At 57.9% G+C, this 21454-nt stretch carries 10 protein-coding genes; all 10 read left to right on the top strand.

Annotated features, from left to right (window positions below):
* The first annotated feature begins 38 nt into the window (after positions 1-38).
* On the top strand, positions 39-953 hold the full coding sequence (locus VL688_05090) for a hypothetical protein (protein ID HTL47420.1): 915 nt from the start codon (positions 39-41) through the stop codon (positions 951-953).
* A 118-nt stretch (positions 954-1071) separates the two neighbouring features.
* Positions 1072-1947: a response regulator gene (locus VL688_05085; GenBank protein HTL47419.1), complete on the top strand. Its 876-nt coding sequence runs from the start codon at positions 1072-1074 to the stop codon at positions 1945-1947.
* Between the two features lie 86 nt (positions 1948-2033).
* Positions 2034-2474: a transcriptional repressor gene (locus tag VL688_05080; protein HTL47418.1), complete on the top strand. Its 441-nt coding sequence runs from the start codon at positions 2034-2036 to the stop codon at positions 2472-2474.
* A gap of 48 nt (positions 2475-2522) precedes the next feature.
* Positions 2523-4256, top strand: coding sequence for an NAD+ synthase (locus VL688_05075; GenBank protein HTL47417.1), 1734 nt, complete (start codon positions 2523-2525; stop codon positions 4254-4256).
* A 118-nt stretch (positions 4257-4374) separates the two neighbouring features.
* Entirely contained in the window at positions 4375-5535 is a 1161-nt protein-coding gene (locus VL688_05070; GenBank protein ID HTL47416.1) for an alanine dehydrogenase, read from the top strand.
* Positions 5532-6047 (top strand): methylated-DNA--[protein]-cysteine S-methyltransferase, encoded by a 516-nt coding sequence (locus VL688_05065; protein ID HTL47415.1) that lies wholly within the window; start codon positions 5532-5534, stop codon positions 6045-6047. Before VL688_05070 ends, VL688_05065 begins: the two co-directional genes overlap by 4 nt.
* Positions 6048-6115: 68 nt before the next feature.
* Complete coding sequence (gene rsfS / locus VL688_05060; protein ID HTL47414.1) at positions 6116-6439, top strand: ribosome silencing factor; 324 nt, start codon at positions 6116-6118, stop codon at positions 6437-6439.
* A gap of 1 nt (position 6440) precedes the next feature.
* Positions 6441-8111 carry an arginine--tRNA ligase gene (gene argS / locus VL688_05055; GenBank protein ID HTL47413.1) on the top strand — a complete coding sequence of 557 codons (1671 nt, stop codon included), beginning with the start codon at positions 6441-6443 and terminating at the stop codon, positions 8109-8111.
* A gap of 8 nt (positions 8112-8119) precedes the next feature.
* Entirely contained in the window at positions 8120-9034 is a 915-nt protein-coding gene (gene miaA / locus VL688_05050) for a tRNA (adenosine(37)-N6)-dimethylallyltransferase MiaA (protein ID HTL47412.1), read from the top strand.
* Between the two features lie 565 nt (positions 9035-9599).
* A partial coding sequence (locus VL688_05045) for a hypothetical protein (protein HTL47411.1) occupies positions 9600-21454 on the top strand: 11855 nt, incomplete at its 3' end.

Raw genomic sequence — 21454 nt, 5'->3', positions numbered from 1 at the left:
CTTTAAGGAGTGTGCCGAATTCATCACGCGGAGGGCCCGTGCAAGCATGTCCTGAAAGAAGCCAGGTAAAATCAACCCGCCATCGCATCTTCTGCATTTACGGCTTCAGCTTTCTGATCTTCGCGGCCGCTTCGGCCTTTGCTCAAGACAGTGCGTCCGGCATGGACTCCAATCAAGGCTCAAATTACCGCTTTCTCGAAGCGCTTCCCGGGCAGCGCCCCGGAGCGGTTGGGGTGCCGGGCGCTTCGAGCGAAGAAGATGATGAAGCCGCCCGCGTCGAAGTTTTTCCCAAAGAAACCGAAGAAGAACGCAAGACCCGGGATAGCATCCGCAACGTGCTCCGTCTCCTGGACGGCGACACTGTGGAAGTCACGCGGGACGTGCACATCCGCATGGTCGGCGTGCATCTGCCGCCGGAGATGAGCCCCCAGGAACGCGCTCATTTCGAGCGCTTCACGGAAGACTCCAAGGGCTGGCTGCAGAAATTTCTGGAAGATCCGGAAAAGGCCATCGAGCAGTACGACGGCATGAATTCCAAGATCAATTACCACGATAAAGAAGGCGGCGGTTTCACTTACTATTATCTGTACGTGCCGGACATGCTGCTGGACGACATGCGCAAGCAGCAGCTCTCGCGTTACGATGACTGGGTCAAAAACAAGAAGGGCGGGCTGCCGACCCAAGAGACGGTCAAGGACAAAGCGGATTTGGCCAAGGCCGACCTCAAGCTGCGGCCGGTGGAAAACGAAGAAGCTCACAAAGACGTGAAAGAATACGTCATCAGCGAGGCCAAGTACTATTACGACGACGGCACGCTCAAGCGCGAAGAGGTTTTCCGCGACGGGAAGATCATGCTCAAGCGCGTCTTCAGCCCCAAGGGCGAACTCCTGGACGAGGTATTTTTCGATGCCCGGGCCAGCGATCTCGTAAAGACCAAAAAAGCCGCCTCCTGACCTCGTCTCGAGTCTAAACCGTTTTAATTAAAAGGGTTAAGTCTTGTTTTAATCCTGGATGAAGAAAGCTTCAAACCTTACTTTTTATTGTCCCGCCCGTTGACCCTCTCGTGGCCGTATGGCATCCTCCTTACAAGGAAAAAAGAAGAGGGGACTGTGTACTTTTTTAACCATGAAACCAGGCCAAAAAAGGATTTTGGTTGTTGAAGACGAAGTGGATATCGTAGACCTGCTCCAGAGTCTTCTCAAAGCAGAAGGCTATCAGGTCATTTCCGCATTTAACGGCGAGGACGCCCTCAAGCTCGTCGACAAATACACCCCTGACCTCATCCTCCTCGACATGAACATGCCGCAAATGGGCGGCATCAGTTTTTACCACAAAATTTACGACCGCGCTCACGAACGCGCCAAATATCCCGTGCTGGTCCTGACCGGGCGCACGAACATGGAAAAATTGTTCGCGGAACTGAACGTGGACGGCTTCCTGACCAAACCCTTTGACATCGACCGGCTGCTGGCCGAGATCCGCACCATCATCGGCAAACGCCAGGCCCTTGTCGTCCCGGAATCAGCTGAAGCCTCGAAGGCCGCTGCGGACGATGCCCGGAAGCAGAAGCAGGTCTTGATCGTCGACAACGATCCCAAGGAATTCGAGCGCATTGCCATGTCCTTTCTGAGCGCGGGCTACATCGTGAACGCCGCGAGCTCCGGCATCACGGCTTTTGAACGCGCATGCGCGAGTGCGCCGGACATGATCCTGGTGCGCATGGACTTGCCCGACATGCCGGGCGACATCCTGGCGTACAAGCTTCGCCACGTGTCGAACACGTCGCACATCCCGGTCATTCTTTACACCTATTCCACGCAGGCGCTGGAGCGCAATGTCACCCAGGAAATCTGCAAACGCGTCGGGCTGCGAGAGCCTCTGGAATCGCCGCCTCCCGAAGCGCTGGTCAAGGAATCTGAACTCGTCCTCAACCGCCGCGCCGCTTAGGCATTCTCTTCCGCTTTTCGAAACTCACCTTGACGTCCTGTCCCCGGCAAAATAAGATGATTTCTTAATTAATAGAAGAGGGCAGGATGAACAAACAAGCAGCCACGGGAAAGCTGGAAAGTTTCCGGCAGCTTCTCGAACACAAAGGCCTGAAGTACACTTACGAGCGCAAAACTATTTGCGAAGAAGTCCTTCACCTGAAGGAGCACTTCGACGCGGACAGCCTTTACGACCGGTTCAAAAAAGCAGGCCTGCGGATTTCGCGCGACACGGTTTACAGGACGATTCCGCTGCTGCTCGAAGGTGGCGTGATCCAAAAATCCGTCGGCAGCGGGAAGCGGGAGTTCTTCGAGCGGACCAGCGAAAAAGGCCATCACGACCACATGATCTGCATTGTCTGCGGCAAGATCGTCGAATTCCAATGCCCGGAGATCGAAAAGCAGCAGGAAAGCGTGGCCGAGAAACACGGCTTCAAACTGACCTTCCACGACCATCGTCTTTTTGGCTATTGTTCCCAGTGCCAATAGAGGCCGCATGATTTTTCCCGGCCTTTTTCTTTTGCAGGCAATCCCTCGATGAAAACCCAAAGACTTGCCCTCGGGCAGACGAACCCCACGGCCGGCGATTATCCCGGCAATGCCCGTAAAATTATCCAATGGATCCGCAAGGCGGAAAAGGCCGGCGCCAGCCTCGCGGTTTTTCCGGAGATGGCGCTGTGCGGGTATCCGGTCTGGGATCTCGCGAATAAAAAAGCCTTTGTTGCAGAAGGCCTGAAGTGGCTTGACCGCGTGGCCCGCGCCACTTCCGGATTGAAGGTCGCTGTGGCGTTGGGCTTCATCGACCGTCCGGATCTTACGCCGGGCGTAAAGACCGAACCTAAAACCCGGGACAAGGTTTCGCATTTCATTCCCGCTTCTTTGCCCGCGACTTACAATGCCATGGCCTGGATCCAGGGCGGTAAAGTCCGGCAAAAACAATACAAGCGCCTGCTGCCGACCTACGACGTTTTTCTGGAAGAGATTTTTTTCGAGCCGGGGCCCGCAAGCCGTGTGATCCCGTGGCAGGGAAAGAAGGTCGGGCTCACGATCTGTGAAGACATTTGGGACGACCGCTACGCGGTGAAGCCGCTGGACGATCTCCAAAAAATGGGCGCGGACATGGCGCTCAACATTTCCGCGTCGCCCTATTACCGCGGCGTCTCCGAAGTGAGGGACGCTTTGATCAAGCGCCAGGCACTCCGCCACAAGATGCCGCTGCTTTACGTGAACCAGGTTGGTGCGCAGGATGATCTCATTTTCGACGGCCGCAGCCTTTTCGCGGACGAGGACGGAAGAATTCTTTTCCGTGCTCCTGCTTTTCAGGAAGGCCTTTTCTTCTACGACTGGAAACAAAGCGCCGAGGCGGCGGGTGCGCTGGGCGGGGATCCGCTGTCACGTCAGCCCAAAGAAATGTACGAAGCGCTTTGCCTGGGCGTCGCCGATTATTGCCGCAAAAACCGTTTCGAGCGCGTGATTATCGGGCTGAGCGGCGGCATTGATTCCGCGCTGGTGGCCGCGCTGGCTGTCGATGCCCTGGGGCCGGACGCCGTGCTCGGCGTGACCATGCCGGGCGTCTATTCTTCGCGCGGCAGCTGGGAAGACTCGGCCGCGCTGGCTGAAAATCTCGGCATCGAGCTGCGAAAGCATTCCATCCGGGAAAAATACGAATTTTTCATGAAGCGATATCAGGCGCACCGGAAAAAAGAAGGGCGCCGGCCCGTGCCGCGGGGCAAGATTACGCTGGCCATGGAAAACCTGCAAGCGCGCCTGCGGGGTCTGGGACTCATGTATCTTTCCAACGACGAGAGCCGGCTGCTTCTGACGACGGGAAACAAATCGGAACTCGCCATGGGCTACTGCACGCTGTACGGCGACATGGCGGGCGGGCTTGCCGTGATCGGCGACGTTTACAAGACCGACGTTTACCGGCTTGCGATGTACCGCAACAGCCTCAAAAAAGTCATCCCCGAGGCAATTCTGACGAAAGCGCCTTCCGCGGAACTGCGGCCGAACCAGAAAGACCAGGACTCGCTGCCGCCGTACGAAATCCTGGACGAAATCTTGTACCTTTACATTGAAAAGAACCTGAGCGCGGACGAAATCCTCCCGCTCCTGCGCAAGCGCGGCGTGCGGCCGCCGCTGGTCAACAGCGTCATCCGCAAAGTCGACCACAACGAGTACAAAAGGCGGCAGACGCCGCCCATCCTCCGGGTGACGGAAAAAGCGTGGTTCGGGCGCCGCATGCCCATCACCAACCGTTTTGACCCCTAGAGAGCAGCGGTGCCGTTCGCATGGACGGGGACAGGTCTTTAGACCTGTCCCCACCGGGTTGATGCTTAAGGTCTCTTGCGTTCATGCGAACGCTTGCAAACAAGCAAAAGGCTAAGCGATGCTGACCATCGGCATTCCCAGGGAAATCAAGTCCCGGGAAAAAAGAGTGGGCATGACTCCCGACGGCGTCCGGGCTTTGACGGCCCGTTCTGTGTCCGTTGTCGTGCAAACAAACGCGGGCGCCGGTTCGGGGTTTTCTGACGCGGACTACCGGGCCGTGGGCGCCGAAATCTTGCCCGACGCCAAGTCGGTTTATGCGCGCGCCGGACTCATTCAAAAAGTGAAGGAGCCGCTGCCGCCCGAATACCCGCTGCTGCGGCAAGATCTTTTGGTTTTTTGCTTTTTCCACTTGGCCGCGCCGGAACAAGCGCCGCTTCTCGACGCGCTGATCGCTTCCGGCGCAACCGCCATCGGCTACGAAAGCCTGGAAATCCAAAACCGCCGGCCTTTGCTCCAGCCCATGAGCGAGATCGCGGGCGGGCTTTCCGCGTCGTATGCCGCGTATTTTCTCAAGGCGCCGTGGGCTTTCAGAGATCCGATCGTTTATCCTGCTTCGCTGGACGCCGACCTCGGCGCCATTGCCTCCCGGTATCCGGAGCCCGCGGGCGACATGAAATCCCAATCGGCCGTGGTTTGGGGCGGGGGAATCGCGGGTGAAAAAGCGATGGAGTTTCTGCTGAAAATGGGAGCCGGTGTCACGCTCGTGGAAAAATACCCGCCGCGCGCCGCGGAGCTTCAGAAGAAATGGCAGCACGCCGGCAAGCTCCAGGTCTGTTTTCCGGAAGCGCTGGGGCGCGAAGTTTTGGGCGAAGCGTCAGTGTTCGTCGGCTGCGTGCATCAGACCGGGCGGCGCGCCCTGCAGGTGATCGACGAAAAAGTTCTGGAAGAGGCCAGCCGGGCGAAGAAAAAGATGATCATGGACGTTTCCATCGACCAGGGCGGCAATTTCCCAGGCGCGAAAGCCACGACCTATGAATCGCCGCTTGTCCGCGACCGGTTCGGGAACGTCCGGTTTTCCGTGGCCAACATTCCCTCGCTTTGCGGGCCGGGCGCTTCCGCGGCGCTGACGCGTGCCGCACTTCCTTACACGCATGCGCTGGCGGAGAATCCCGCGGGCGCCTTCGAAAAATTTCCGGAACTGGAAGGCGCGGTCAATGTGCGTTCCGGGCAAATCCTTTTACCCGCGGTGCGTGAGGCGCATCCAAGTGGAAACTCATGAGACGGTCCAAGCGCAAAAAACCGAAACGGGAACCGGAGCTTTTCGCCACACAGGTAGAAAATCCGCGGGGAACCTTCGTGCTTTGGGGAAGCCGGACCGGGCTGTACCGCCTGGATTTCCCTCAGACCGGATGGACCCGACCTTTCTCCTCTTCCGGCAAGGCTCCCGCTTATTTAAAACGCGCGGCCCGGCGCCTTGACGATTTCTTTCAGGGAAAATCCCGGGACTTGAAAGGTATTCCAGTGGATTTTTCAGGCTACACGCCGTTTCAGGAAAAAGTGCTGCGGACGCTCTGGAAATCCCGGTCCGGCACGGTCACGTCTTACGGCGCCCTGGCCGCAAGCTGCGGGCATGCCCGGGCAGGACGGGCGGTCGGCACCGTCATGAAACGCAACCGCCTCCCGATTTTTATTCCCTGTCACCGGGTTCTGTCATCCCAGGGAAAGATAGGCGGCTACTCGCTCGGACTTCCCTGGAAAGAGTGGCTTTTGGAGCTGGAAAGGACACGATAAAACCCGTTTCGGCCGTTAGGCTTGGATGCTATAATGCCTGCTTTCCCAACCCCGGAAGGAGCTTTTTTTTGCAAGCTAAGAAGATTGCTCAGTTAGCCAAAGAACTGATCGAAGACAAAAAGGGCGAAGAGCCGGTTGTCCTGGATATTTCCAAGCAAACCAGCATTGCCCATTACTTCGTGATCACGCACGGTAATTCCGCCCCCCACGTCAAAGCGCTGGGACACCACCTGATGGAATCTATGAAAAAGAAAAAGGTGCCGCTCTTCAACCGGGAGGGGTTGGAAGCCGGGGAGTGGGTCCTTTTGGACTTCGGCTCCGTGATCGTCCACATTTTTCATAGGGAAAAGCGGACCTTTTATCACCTCGAAAGCCTCTGGGGCGAGGAATAGCATGGCCAAGCAGGAGCTGAGCGGCATCATCGACAGGACGATCCAGGAATACTGCAAGCGCAAGGGGCTGAACCTCCCCGAAGCCTTCCAGTATGACTTGGTCGTTTCCCGGGACCCGGCCCATGGGGACTTTGCCTGCAATGCCGCGTTCAAATTGGCCCAGATTGCGCGCGCCAGGCCCAATCAGATCGCGGACGACTTGGTCCTCCTCCTGGAATCTGAAGGCTCGAAGCACGAAAAAGAGTCGACGGTGGAACGCATGGAGGTCGCGGGCGCGGGATTCATCAATTTCTACCTGAAAAAGTCCTCCCTCGGCCAGATCCTTATGGAGGTCTGCCGGAAAAATCGGGATTACGGCAAATCCGACTTCGGCAAGGGGCGAAAGGTGCTTCTTGAGTATGTGAGCGCCAATCCTACCGGACCGCTGACCATTGCCCACGGCCGGCAGGCCGCAGTGGGGGACGCGCTGGCGCGGATCTTGAGAGCCACCGGACACCATGTGGCCTCTGAATATTATCTGAACGATGCCGGAAGGCAGATGAACCTGCTCGGCAAAAGCCTTTGGTCCCGTTACAAGACCGAGTTGAAGCAGGCCACGCCGCTTCCGGAAGACGGTTACCAGGGCGAATACCTCATCGACATCGCCAAAAAGCTGGTCCAGGAGAAGCAGGATTCCCTGCTCAAGCGTCCGGAAGAGGAATCGCTCGCCTTTTGCACCCAGTATGCCGGGGCTGAGATCATGGCGGGGATCCGAAAGGACTTGGCGGAATTCCGGGTCAAATTCGACGAATATTTCAGCGAGCAGACCCTTTACCAGAAAAACGCCGTGGAAAAGACTCTCGACGCCCTGAAAAAGAAGAATTTCATCTACGAAAAGGACGGCGCCCTATGGTTTAAGTCCACGGATCTGGGGGATGACAAGGACCGGGTCGTGCGGAAGTCGACCGGAGAGTATACCTACCTGGCCCCGGACATTGCCTACCACCGCCAGAAGTTTGAAAGGGGCTATGAATGGCTGATCAACTTCTGGGGGCCCGATCACCACGGCTACATTCCCAGGCTCAAGGCCGCCTGCCAGGCTCTGGGGCATGACCCCCGCCAGGTCGAGATCCGGATTGCCCAGCTTTCCACCCTTTATCGCAACGGCCAGCCCGTACGCATGTCCACCCGGGCAGGGGAATTCGTCACGCTTCGGGAGCTCATGGATGAGGTCGGGGTGGATGCGGCCCGGTATTTCTTTATCATGAGGCGTCTGGAAAGCCATCTGGACTTTGACCTGGACCTGGCCAAGCAAAAGTCCCAGGACAATCCGGTTTATTACCTCCAGTACGCCTATGCCCGCATTGCCAGCGTGCTCCGGTTTGCCGAGCGCGAAGTCACGGTCAAGGTGAACGTGGATCTCTATGAAGCCGAAGATGAGCGGAATCTGATCAAGATCATTTCGGACTTTCCCAAGGCCCTGATCGGCGCGTCCGAGAGCCTGGAACCCTACCGCCTGGCAGATTATCTCCGGACGCTGGCCATGGCTTTCCACAAGTTTTATTCCGCCCATCGGGTCGTCACGGAAAACGAGGAGCTGACCCAGGCCCGTCTGCTGTTGTGCGAGACCTCCCGCATTGTGCTGTGGAACGGCCTCGAGCTTCTGGGGATTTCCCAGCCCGAATCCATGTGAAGCCGCGCGTGCTTTTTCTGGTCGGCCCTACGGCCGCCGGAAAATCCAAGATTGCCCTTCTCGTCGCGCGCCGCCTTGGCGGTGAAATCATTTCCGCTGACTCGATGCAGGTTTATCGCGGCATGGACATCGGAACCGCCAAACCTTCCGCGGCGGAGCGCAAAGAAATTCCTCATCACCTGATCGACCTGGTCGAGCCTTCCGAATCCTTTTCTGTTTACGAGTTCCGCCGCAGGGCCCTTGCCGCCATCCAGGACATTGTTTCCCGGAAAAAACTGCCGATTGTCGCCGGCGGCACCGGACTCTACGTGCGCTCGCTTTTGGAAGGATTGTCGCCGCAGCCTGGAGGAGATGCGTTGTTTCGTGAAAAGATGGAGCAAACCGTTTCCAGTGAAGGAATTGAAAGGCTCTATAAAGATCTTAAAAAATGCGATCCTGAATCCGCGGCCAGGATCAAGCCGACGGATAAGCGACGCATCATCCGCGCTCTCGAGATTCGCGCGGTTTCCGGGAAATCCGCGGGAGAGTGGTACGCGTCGAAGGAAGGTTTGACGGATCTGGGATTCGAGCCGCTTGTTCTCGGCATCACCCGGGAAAGAAGTTTTCTTTATCGGGAAATCGAAAAGCGGGTGGATGAGATGTTCGAAAAAGGACTCGTTCGGGAAGTTCGTCTGCTTGCGCGGCAAGAACTTTCCAAAACCGCGTTTCAGGCGGTGGGCTACAAGGAATTGCTGTTGTCCGGCCCGGAGCTTTCCGGAAGGGAAGCCGACGCCGCCAAAGATTTGATCAAGAAAAACACCCGCCATCTCGCCAAACGTCAGATGACGTGGTTCCGAAAAGAAAAAAACATCCAATGGCTGACGTGGGAACCTGAAGAAAAGCTGAAAGATTTTGTTGACCGTATCATTTGCATCGTGAGATAATTCCTGACACTTTCCCCCTCCTTATAGCACCCAAAATCACTTCCCCCCTCTAGTACCTGCATTTATAAAGTTATTCAAAATATTTTAATAATTACATCGCCCTGTCTTTAAATGACTTACGGTGAGCAGCCTAGGAGCGAAATTGGGAATGTTTGACAAGAAACAGGCAGGCAAGTACACTTTTGCTAGATCAGGCCATTAATTCGAGGATTTAATAAGTAATTAAATGTAGTTAATGCTTAAAGATTCGAAACTTTTGGCCGTATTTGTTTGGCAAGGCATATCAGGCGAAGTTCTAGAGATTTCTAGGCAAAATCTCTAATCGATTCAGGCGAAATCCGACAAAACTTCTTGGAAGTCATTTCAAGTTGGAGTGGTATTCACTTCTCATGAAATGGGCAAAGGACTGTGAAGCTGCATGAGTTTTAGCGATTGTCACAGAAGCACAAAACCTTTTTCCCTCCGCGCGGTCGCGGCTATTACTGTTTTCCTTTTCATTTTCACTTCCCTCGATACCCGCTTGGCCTTCAGCTCCGTTGCTCCCGCCGCTCTGCCTATGCCTGTCATGCCGAAGCCTGATGTTCAGAAAGATAAAGACCTGAGTGACGTCCATTTCCTCCAGGACATGGAACAAACCCAGCAGCCCATCACCAAAGAAAATGCCAAATCGCCTGATCAGATCGTCGAAAACACCCCCGATACACAGCCTCCCGCCAATGCCTATTTTTCGCCTGAGATTAACCCGCTCCAAAAGCGTCCCGGCGACCAGCTGCAAGTCCACGACATGGTCGACAGGATCAAGTTCGAATACAAGAAAGCCGGGACGTCGTTCACCGTCGACAAAGCGACGCGCCGCCTCTTGAACATGGTCGACATTGATCCGGCCACCAAGAAACCGGTGGCCCACATCATGACATACACGCTCAACGGCAAAGACGAGGTCGAAAAGATGAAAGTCCAGACCATCACGTCGCGCCGCAAGGGGTTCAGCCAGTTCAAAGAATATTTTGTCCAGCCCAACGGCGAAATCGACGGGATTTCGAACGAAGGGTTTGCCGTGAACGGACGCGAGTACAAAACCCGCGAATACGATTACGACAAGTGGACCATGACGGCCGTCAATCCGCTCCGTCCGGATGAGAAAACCGTCTTCGAGCTCGACGACAACGGCGAACCCGGGCAGATGATCCAGTACGAAGGCGTCCAGGACGGCAAGCGCCTTTTCCTCAAGTATCAATACGACAAGGCGCATAAGCGCGTCACGGTTCTGGATGCGCTGCAGGGAACGCGTCATGTTTATGCCATGACTGCGGACGGCAGCCTGGGAGACCTGGAGGGCGTGGCGTATACCGACCCGCAGAACCACAAGTACAATGTCGAGCTTTCCAGCTACAAGGACAGCAACGGCGCCGTTCACAACACTTACATCTTCCGCATGGCGGACAAGCCGGACCAGTACCGGGTCTTCGAGCGCGCTGCCAACGGGGGCATCGGGGATCTGCTCTTCATTAATATGGACGGAGAGAAGAAGGAATACATCCGCCAGAAGGCCGGGAAAGAAGGGGAAGGCGACCAGCTTCTGGTGCTGGATTTCAAGACCATGACCTACCTTCGCATGAAGCTTCTGAAGCCGGTCATCCGCTGGGACGGCGACTTGGAACCGCACCAGATCCAAGAGGCAGGTACCTTTATAATGAAGGCCGCCACGCTCAAGTTGACTTCCACCCTGGTTCGAAAAGGCACATCTTACGAAATCCATACCGAAGACGGATACGTCCTGACTTACGAGGCGCTTCCTAACCAGGAGGTCGGAAGAATCCAGATGTCCCGCGGACCTCCGGACGCGAATGGTGTGTCAAAGACTATCGAGTTCACTTACGAACTCGATCCCAAGACCGGGGGATATGCCCGGACGGCCTACTATTTCCCTGAGAATACCTACCGCACTACCGTTTACAATCCTAATACGCCTGATCTCCAAGGAGTCACAATAGAAGAAGGAAAAATCCGTCTTGCCCAAGACGGGTCCCGCATCAAAGAACCCTCCCAAAAATACCTCGCCAAGGAAGTAACGCCTTTTGCCTATGATGTGAAAGAAGCAACGACGTTTGATTACGTTTACAGCCTGCTCGAGAAAGGCCTGCCCCTGGCTTTCGTGATCGACGGGCTGACCTCGGAAGACCTCGAGAAACTGGCCGCCTTGGATTTCGAAGTCGGCGTGGTGGTCAAAGGGGGCAAGACGATCATCTTCACCTCCGGGACCGAAGAAGACGTCATGGTGCCGGCGCCGGTGAAGGAGCTGCTCGACGACAGTGACGTGACTTTCATCGCGCATAACCATCCGGACAAGTCGCAGCCCAGCAGTGTGGACTTCGCGAATGCCGGCAAATTGAAGGAATACGCCATTGCCGGGGACCAGGTCTGGGCCTACAACAAGGACGGCATGGACAAGCAGCCGCTCAGCCTCGCGGGGCTTGCTTCGCTGATCGAGAAGGCCCAGGACACGAAGCCGCTTTCCGGCCCGGCAGAAGTCCTGTTGCACGAAGCACTCAACCGATTCATCCGCGGCATGGACATGCTTCGGGATATGGAGCAGACGGAATTCAGGAAAGAATCGCCCGAAGAAGAAGAGGCTTACAACGAGGCCGAAGACGAATTGGAAACGCGGCTCGGTGTGAATGAATCCAATTTTACGCGCCAGGGGATTTTCAACCCGGCGACGAACATTTATGAGCTGCTGCTCAAGTACGGCCAGAAATATTACCGTTATTCCGTCAACATCCAGACCGACACCGCGACGTTCCTCCAGATGGAAGACCGCAGCGGGGCGGTGCCGTTCTTCAGCGGTTCCACGGACCTGACGGCCAATCCCAAGACCACCCTCCCCAACCTTCCTTCCGCGATCCACTCGCAAAACATCACGATGGACGGATCCTATTCGCCTGGGATCAAGTACGTCTACGACGTCCGGGCCAACGCCGAGGCCCAGGGCAAGATGAGACTCGAAAACATCGGCGGGAACATGAACATCGGCAATGCCCTTACGCTGCACGCCAAGGTCGCGCCTAACGGCCCGGCGCTCAGCATGCCGTTCAAGCAGCGGGTCGTCCTGGAAGATAAAAACGGCAGGACGGTCAGCGTGGACCTGGATCTCACCACCACGCTGAAGGCCTTCACGATCGACCCGAAGTCGATCGACCCGCTTTTCGACAAGGCCAATGTGAAACGCATTACCTTCGTTCACGATCAGTCGGTTTCCGGATCGAACAAACGCGCGGATGTTTTCGTGCTGGTGAACGGGCTGAATGAAGACCTGACCGCGGTGCCGGGCGGGACCAAAGGCGGCGCGCCTTCCACGCTGACCAACCGCCCGCGGGTTTCGCTCACCGGCTCCTTCATCACGGCCCGCTCCAAGACGAACGGCTTCTCGTACGTTTATGACGCGCGTTCCAGCAGCGCGTCGCAGCCCGTTGCCGTGATCGAAAATCCGGCTGGCACCATGGATGCGGGCTCGAGCTTCAAGCTTTGGCTGCAGGCCGTGCAGCCGACGGAAGATCCCGTGACGCTGACGTATCCGGTCAACGCGGTGATCCGCTTTACAGATAACTCGGGCAGCGTGATCGCGAAAAACGTCTCGATCACCGGCACGGAACAGGAATTCGTCTTCGACCTTTCGTCCGGCATCGATGCCTCGAAGATCAAGAAAATCGAAATCATCCACAATCAGGCGGTTTCGGGCGACAACCAGCGCGCGCAGATCAACGTCGGGCTGCTGGGCCTGGAAAAAGACGCGAGCGTGCTCGCGCCGCAGGCGACCGACAGCGCGCCCGACAATATCGGCAATTCGCCCATGACGTACCCGACCGGCCGTTACATCACGCTGCGTCCCATGACCGACGGCGTCGCTTACCAATACGATCTCCGCCGCCATCCCGGCGACGAGGCCGTCATGATCCTGAAAAACAAGACCGCGCCCATCTCGGTGGACGGCAGCTTCGAATTCTGGGCGCGTGCCGACAAAGCCGATACGGGCGACAGGCCCGCGATCACCGAGCCTCTCAGCGTGCAGGTGAAGGTGATCGATACGGACGGCAAGATCGCGGTCGGCGTGGTGCGTCTGACGTCCACGATGCAGAAATTCGAGCTGGATACTTCCGGTCTCAACGTCAATTCCATCCGCGAAATCCAGTTTATCTCCAATCCTTTCATCTCCGAAAACAACACCCGCGCGAAAATCGAAGTGCGCGTGGACGGCATCCAGGGGCGTACGCCTGCGCCTCTTGCCCCGGACTACAACCCGGCCAATCCCCAGGAAACCGAAGCCTTCGACCTTGCCATGGACGATCTCGAAACGAGGCTCGGCATTCCGAAGTCGAATTTCCACCGCGTCGCCCTCACCAACACGGCGGCCAACATCTACGAAGTGACGCTGCGCCACGATACCGATTATTTCAATTACCTCGTGGATATCAGCTCCAACATCGCCACCCTCCAGCAGAAGGAAGAAAAAGACGACCAGGATCTGACTCTCCGCCTGACGGACCTGGTCGAGAACAAGGTCTACAATTACGAATACGATTACGAAAACAACGAAGTGACGGTCGTCAACGAAACCGACAGCGATTACCGCGTCTTCGAATTCGACATCGACAAGAAGAAGAAAGGCAAGCTGATCGAATCCGGCGATATCAATGCCCAGGGCGAGTTCGACATGCCGACGCTTTACGATTACACCATTCCCGGCGAAGTCACCGCGATCAATGACGACGGCACATTCCAGGTTTACGCCTTCGATGCCGGCGACAATTCCATGGGCGACCTGCTGCGGGAAGGAACGCACGACGCGGGCGGGGACTTCGTGGTCACGGCCACGTACGATTACTCGATCGCCGACATCGTCACCGCCCTCCACAAGGACAACACCTACAGCAAGTACGAATACAACGCGGCGCAGAAAAAATTCGGCAAGCTGCTGGAAGACGGCACGCAGCAGAATGGGCTGAATTTTGTGAAGACGACCGACTACGACTACACGGTCACGGGAAAAGTCACCGCTTTCCACACGGACGGCACCTTCGAGACTTACGATTATAATGCCGGCCAGAACAAAATCGAGAAAGTACTCTTCGGCGGCACGCACGATCACGGCGCGAATCTGGTCACGGACCGCAATTACGATTACTCGGTCTCGGGGAAAGTCAAAGTCGTCTATACGAACAACACCTTCGAAGAGTACGACTACAATGCCGGACAGAACGTGATTGGCAAGGCCGTTGACGGCGGCACGCACACGAACGGCACCAATTTCGTGACCACGCACAACTACGACTACACGACGTACCCTGACCAGCAGCTGGTTGTCAGCAACGACAACACCTATGAACTCTATGATTACGACACGTCGAAGAACAAGCGCGGCAAGCTCCGCGAGTCCGGCGTGCACGACGCGGGCATCAACTTCGTCGCCAACAGGACCTACGATTACACGACTACCGGCCAGGTCAAAGCGGTCGCGACGGACAACACCTATACGACCTATGCCTTCAATGACGCCTCAAACCAGTTCGGCAACATCCTGGAAACCGGCACGCACACGAACGGCACGAACTTCGAGACCGCCAAGACCTACGATTACCGCGATGCCGGATTCGTCCGTATCGTCGACGCGACGAGCAAGGATTACGTGGAATACGAGTTCGATTCCGCGACGAGGGACATCAAGAATCCGGTCCGCGGCGGTTACATGAACTCGATCAATGTGGCGGTCGTGGAGCGCGACTTCGAAATCGACACGCCGACGACCATGCGTGTTACGGAGCGTGCGGACCAGTCCTTCGTGGTTCAGGAATACGATCCCGCGACGCACGCTCTAGGCAAGATCCTCTACGGCGGTCAGATGGACGGCGTGAATCCCGTCATCAAAACCGATTACAATTATGACATCGCGGGCCGCGTCCGCATCGTGAACCGCGACGACAACAGCTACATCGAGCGCGACTTTACGGGCGCGACGAACACGATCGGCAAGATCCGCTTCACCGGCACGTGGGACGGCATCGCCGCGCCGGTCGTTCTGGCCACCTATGACTACACGGATCCGACGAAAGTCGATATCCGCAACGCCGACGACACCTACAACATCTTCGAATACGACGATACGAAAGACAAACTCGGCAGGCTGCTTGAAAGCGGACACTGGGAAGGCCCTGCGCGCATCATCGAGAAGCAATTCTCGTATCCTGACTTTTTCACGCGCGTGGTGATCGACAAGGTGCGCGACACAGTCAGCACCTTCAACATCTTCGACGAGCTGGTGGAATTCACCAACAACAAGACCGGCGAAACGACGTTCCTTACCGGGGGCCTGATCGACCGCATCGAAGACAGCGGCGGCAATGTGATCCGCGATTACACCTACACCGGCAATCCGCCGTCTGACGCGGACTTCACGGGCAAGCCCGCGTCCACGGTCGTGACGCAGACGGTCGACGGACGGCTCTCCCGCGAAATCTATGAAGCCGGCGTCACGGAAAACAACATCACCACGTCGAAGGGCCCGGACTTTTTGGTCACGGACGGCCAGGGCCCGATCGAGATCGTCAACCAGGAAGACGGCAAGACGGCGATCTACTTCAACACGGGCACGATTTTCCGCTTCAAGGACGATCCGTCGGGCGGCGCCCGCGAAGTCATGGATGAAGTCATCAACATCAAAGGAAGAAGGACGCGCTCGATCTACACGGCCGACGATCTTCCCGTCGGGCATCCGTTCCGTGCCTATGCCGACGCCAATGCCGCCGACATGGACCTGTCGGTGATCCTCGGCCCTGAACCCGACAACGACATCATCGGCGCCATCGTCTACCAGCACGACGCGGCGGGCCTTTCGCAGGGCCCTCCGGGAAGCCCGTTCGTGGATTTCGTGCTCGAGCACGACGGCACGGTGCGCTACTATTATTATAATGAGAACGGCGATCCGACCGATGTGGACCACGTCGTGGAGAGACGCTCTCATGTCGAGCCCAACCGCGACGCGCCGATCATGAGCGAGATTTTCTACCAGGACGCGGGCGATCACATCGATTACATCCTGACCTACAGCGCGGACAGCAGCAAGGTGGTGCAGCGCAGCGAATACAAATACGACGACGCGGATCCGCCCGATCCGGACCGCGTGCTGCAGTACGACGTGAGCCGCGAATCCGACCCTCACACGGGCGGCGTGCTCGAAAGCACCCTGACTTACAAGATGTCGCCGTTCAACGATACCGAGGAGCTGCGAATCAAGGACATCACCGACAAGCACGGCAACAAGAGCACTTACTTTTACCGTCCCGACAACTTCATCGACCACGTCGTGCAGGAAAACGCGGCGGGCATCCAGACGGGCCGCATCGATTACGAGCAGGGCCAGTTCTACAACGACCGGGTCAAGCGCTCGGTCTCTTACGTCGACGATCCGGGCAGCGCCACGCCGACCGACGTGCTCGCGGACGAGCAGACGGTCTACACCTACGGCGACGACGGCAAGGTCAGCATGATCCAGAAGTTCAAAGTGGTCGGCACCCTCGATGATGCCACGTACGTGAACGGCGCGCCGGTGGTGACGGGCGGCAAGCTCACCGACGACCAGCAGATCGGGATCACGCTGTTCGAAAATGAAATCCCTCAGGCTGAATTCTCGTTCAAATGGGTAGACGACGACGGCACGCCCGCGACGCCTGACGTCCAGATCATGGCCGGTTTCACGGTCCTCAACTACGAATCGGACGGACGCACGGCCAATTACAGCGACCAGTACACGGTGACCGGCGCCGCGGACGTGACGCCCGCGCTGATCCAGGCCAAGATCGACGAGAACCCGGCGGACGCGATCGACACGATCAAGGAAGCCATCGACGCGCTGCTCGCGGACGCGGGAAGCGACGATCAGTTCCGGACGCGTGTCTACTTCAATGACGTGGGCACGCGCGCCATTTACTCCATTTCGATGAACAAAAACGAAGAGCCGGTTTCGCTGAGCGTCTTCAATTATGACGACGCGGGCGACGGCGATCTCGCCAGCATCGACCAGTGGGACATCAGCGAAGACGGTATCACGCTTCCGACGGACGCAAGCGGTGTGACGGTTCCGTCGGCGCTGAAGCAGAAGAAATCCACGGTTTATTTCAGCGAAGACGGCGACCGCACCGAATACGTGCACAATTACCGCTGGGACGGCGCGGCCCTGAAGGTCGCCAGCTACAACATCTTCAATTACGATGCGGACAATAAAAACCTGCTGAAGTTTACGGACAGCTACTTCGTGGACGGCGGCGCCCCCGACATCGACGCGGCCGCGATCCAAGCCAAGATCGACGAAAATCCCGCGGACTCGATCGACACGATCCACGAAGCCATCCAGGCCATCCTGGCGGGCACGATCGACGACGACATCACGGGTCGCACCTTCCTCGACAAAGACCAGAGCCCGGTGCTCGCGCTCTCGATCAACGCGGCCAAGGAAATCAGCGGATTTTCGACCTTCGAGAAAAATCTGGACGGTACTCTGAAGTACGTGAACGCGCACCGTCTTGTCGACCAGAACACGGGCACGCCGGGCCTGCAGCGCATCGACTGGAATGCGCGCGCCGCGGCCAACAAAGACGAGATCTCGGACTTCACCGCTTCCGATTATATGGCGAACCTGGATACGGGCCTGAACAGCCGGACCTACATGGACACGGACGGCAACCCGTCGGTGAGCGTGTCCATCAATGCGAACAACGAGGTCAGCGGGATCTCGACCTTCAGCACTTCCAAACGCGGCGACATCCAGTACGTCAACAGCCATCGCCTGATCGACCAGAGCACGACCGATTCCAGCATGACGCGCGGGACCTGGAGCAGCGCGGCTTTCGATTCGCTGGCCAAGATCACGGCTTCGGGCCTCTACGAAACCAGCCTCGCGACGGGCCTTACGGGCCGCACCTTCATGGATGCGAACGGCAGCCCGTCGGTCAGCATGGCCATCAATGCGCAGAACATGATCTCCGGTGTTTCCACCTTCAACGTGAATCCGCGCGGCGACATCAACTTCGTCAACAGCCACCGCCTGATCGACCAGTCGACGACCGATTCCGGCATGACGCGTATGGGCTGGAACCCGTCTTCCTTTGATACGCTCGCCGAAGCGCAGGCGCCCGGCCTTTATGAAACGAGCCTTGCCACGGGCCTCACGGGCCGCACGTTCCTGGACGCGAACGGCAATCCGTCGGTCAGCGTGGCCATCAACACGAACAACCAGATCGCGGGCATCTCGACGTTCAACGTCAAAGACAGCGGCGACATCAATTTCGTGAACAGCCACCGCCTCATCGACCAGTCCACGACCGATTCAGGCATGACGCGCGCCAACTGGAGCGACACGGCTTACGACACGCTCGCGGAAATCCAGGCGCCGGGCCTTTATGAAACGAGCCTGACGACGGGCCTCACGGGGCGCACGTTCCTGGACGCGAACGGCAATCCGGCGGTGAGCATGTCCATCAACGCGCAAAACCAGATCGCGGGCGTTTCGACTTTCAAAGTGAAGCCGACGGGCGACATTGATTACGTGAACAGCCACCGCCTGATCGATCAGAGCACGACCGACGCAGGCATGACGCGCCGCAGCTGGAGCGACACGGGTTTTGACACGCTCACCGAAGCTCAGGCCGCGGGACTTTATGAGACCGATCTTTCCACGGGCCTGACGGGCCGCACGTTCCTGGACGCGAACGGCAATCCTTCGGTCAGCATTGCGATCAATGCTCAGAACGAAATCACGGGCGCTTCCACCTTCGATGTCCGTCCGAGCGGGGACATTGCCTTTGTGAACAGCCACCGCCTCATCGATCAGAGCTCGACCGATTCCGGCATGACGCGCCGCTCGTGGACCGACGCGGCCTTTGACACGCTGGCCGAAGCTCAGGCGCCGGGCCTTTACGAAACCGATAAAGACACGGGGCTCACGGGCCGCACGTTCCTGGATGCGAACGGCAACCCGGCCCTCAGCCTGGCCATCAATTCCAATAACCAGATCTCCGGTGTTTCCACGTTCAGCGTGAAAGAAAACGGCGAGATCGAATACGTGAACAGCCATCGCATGATCGATCAGAGCACCACCGATTCCGGTATGACGCGCGCCGGCTGGTCGAGCGCGGCGTTCGACACGCTGGCCGAAGCGCAGGGCGCGGGGCTTTATGAAACAAGCCTGGCGACCGGCCTGACGGGCCGTACGTTCCTCGACGCGAACGGCAATCCGTCGGTCAGTCTCGCGATCAACGCGAACAACCAGATCTCCGGCGTTTCGACGTTCAGCGTGAAACAGAACGGCGACATCGAGTACGTGAACAGCCACCGCCTGATCGACCAGAGCACGACGGACTCAGGCATGACGCGCGTGAGCTGGAACCCGTCTTCCTTTGATACGCTGGCCGAAGCACAGGCGCCGGGCCTCTACGAAACCGACCTCGCCACGGGCCTGACGGGGCGCACGTTCCTGGATGCGAACGGCAATCCGGCGGTCAGCATTGCGATCAATTCGAACAACGAAATCTCGGGCGTTTCCACGTTCAGCGTGAAGCCGTCGGGCGACATCGATTACGTGAACAGCCACCGCCTGATCGACCAGTCGACGACCGATTCGGGCATGACGCGCATGAGCTGGAATCCGTCTTCCTTTGATACGCTGGCCGAAGCGCAGGCGCCGGGGCTTTATGATACCAACAAAGACACAGGGCTCACGGGACGCACGTTCCTGGATGCGAACGGCAATCCTTCGGTGAGCATCGCGATCAATTCAAACAATCAGATCAGCGGCGTGTCGACCTTCAGCGTCAAGCCGACGGGCGACATTGAATTCGTGAACAGCCACCGCCTGATTGATCAATCGACAACCGACAGCGGCATGACGCGCGCGGCGTGGTCCAGCAGCGCCTACGACACGCTGGGTGAAGCGCAGGCCGGCGGGCTCTATGAGACGAGCCTGACCACGGGCCTCACGGGGCGTACGTTTTTGGACGCAAACGGTAATCCTGCGGTCAGCGTTGCTATAAATTCCAATAATGAGATCTCGGGTGTATCGACGTTTCAGGTGAAGGCTTCCGGAGACATCGAATTTGTAAACAGCCACCGTTTGATCGACCAGAACACGACGGACACGGGCATGACGCGCAAGGCATGGAACCCGTCTTCGTATGATACGCTCGCCGAAGCGCAGGCCGCGGGCCTTTACGAAACGGACGTGGACACGGGCCTGACCGGCCGCACGTTCCTCGACGCGAACGGCAATCCCTCGCTCAGCTTTGCGATCAACGCGAACAACGAAATTTCCGGGGCGTCAAGCTTCAGCGTCCGTCCGAACGGCGACATTGCTTTCGTGAACAGCCACCGCCTGATCGACCAGACCACGACCGATTCCGGCATGACGCGCGTCTCCTGGTCGAGCGCCGCGTTTGATACGCTGGCCGAAGCGCAGGGCGCCGGCGTGTTCGAGACGAGCCTGGCGACGGGCCTGACGGGCCGCACGTTCCTGGATGCGAACGGCAATCCTTCGGTCAGCATCGCCATCAACTCCGCGAACCAGATCTCAGGCGTTTCGACGTTCAGCGTGAAACCGTCGGGCGACATCGAATTCGTGAACAGTCACCGTTTGATCGACCAGAGCACGACGGACGCGGGCATGACGCGCCTGAACTGGAACCCGTCTTCCTTTGATACGCTGGCCGAAGCGCAGGCCCCGGGCCTTTACGAAACCGACCTTGCGACCGGCCTGACCGGCCGCACGTTCCTGGACGCGAGCGGCAATCCGGCCGTCAGCCTCGCGATCAACACCAACAATCAGATCTCGGGCGTTTCGACGTTCAGCGTGAAGCCGTCCGGCGACATTGCCTTCGTGAACAGCCACCGCATGATCGATCAGTCGACGACCGATGCGGGCATGACGCGCATGAACTGGAGCCCGTCTTCCTTCGATACGCTGGCCGAAGCGCAGGCGGCCGGGCTTTATGAAACGGACGTGAACACGGGCCTGACGGGCCGCACGTTCCTGGATGCGAACGGCAATCCGGCGGTCAGCCTCGCGATCAACGCGAACAACCAGGTTTCGGGCGTGTCCACGTTCAGCACCAAGCCGTCGGGCGACATCGAATACGTGAACAGCCACCGCCTCGTGGACCAGACCACGACCGACTCGGGCATGACGCGCGCGGCGTGGTCGAGCGCGGCGTTCGACACGCTGGCCGAAGCGCAGTCGTCCTCGCTTTACGAGACGAGCGTGGCCACGGGCCTGACGGGCCGCACGTTCCTGGATGCGAACGGCAATCCCGCGCTGAGCGTGGCCATCAATTCGCTCAACCAGATTTCCGGAATCTCGACCTTCAGCGTGAAGGCGTCCGG

Source organism: Verrucomicrobiia bacterium, from assembly GCA_035495615.1.
In the GTDB taxonomy this organism is placed as follows: domain Bacteria; phylum Omnitrophota; class Omnitrophia; order Omnitrophales; family Aquincolibacteriaceae; genus DATJFP01.
This window is presented reverse-complemented; position numbering and strand designations above follow the sequence as displayed.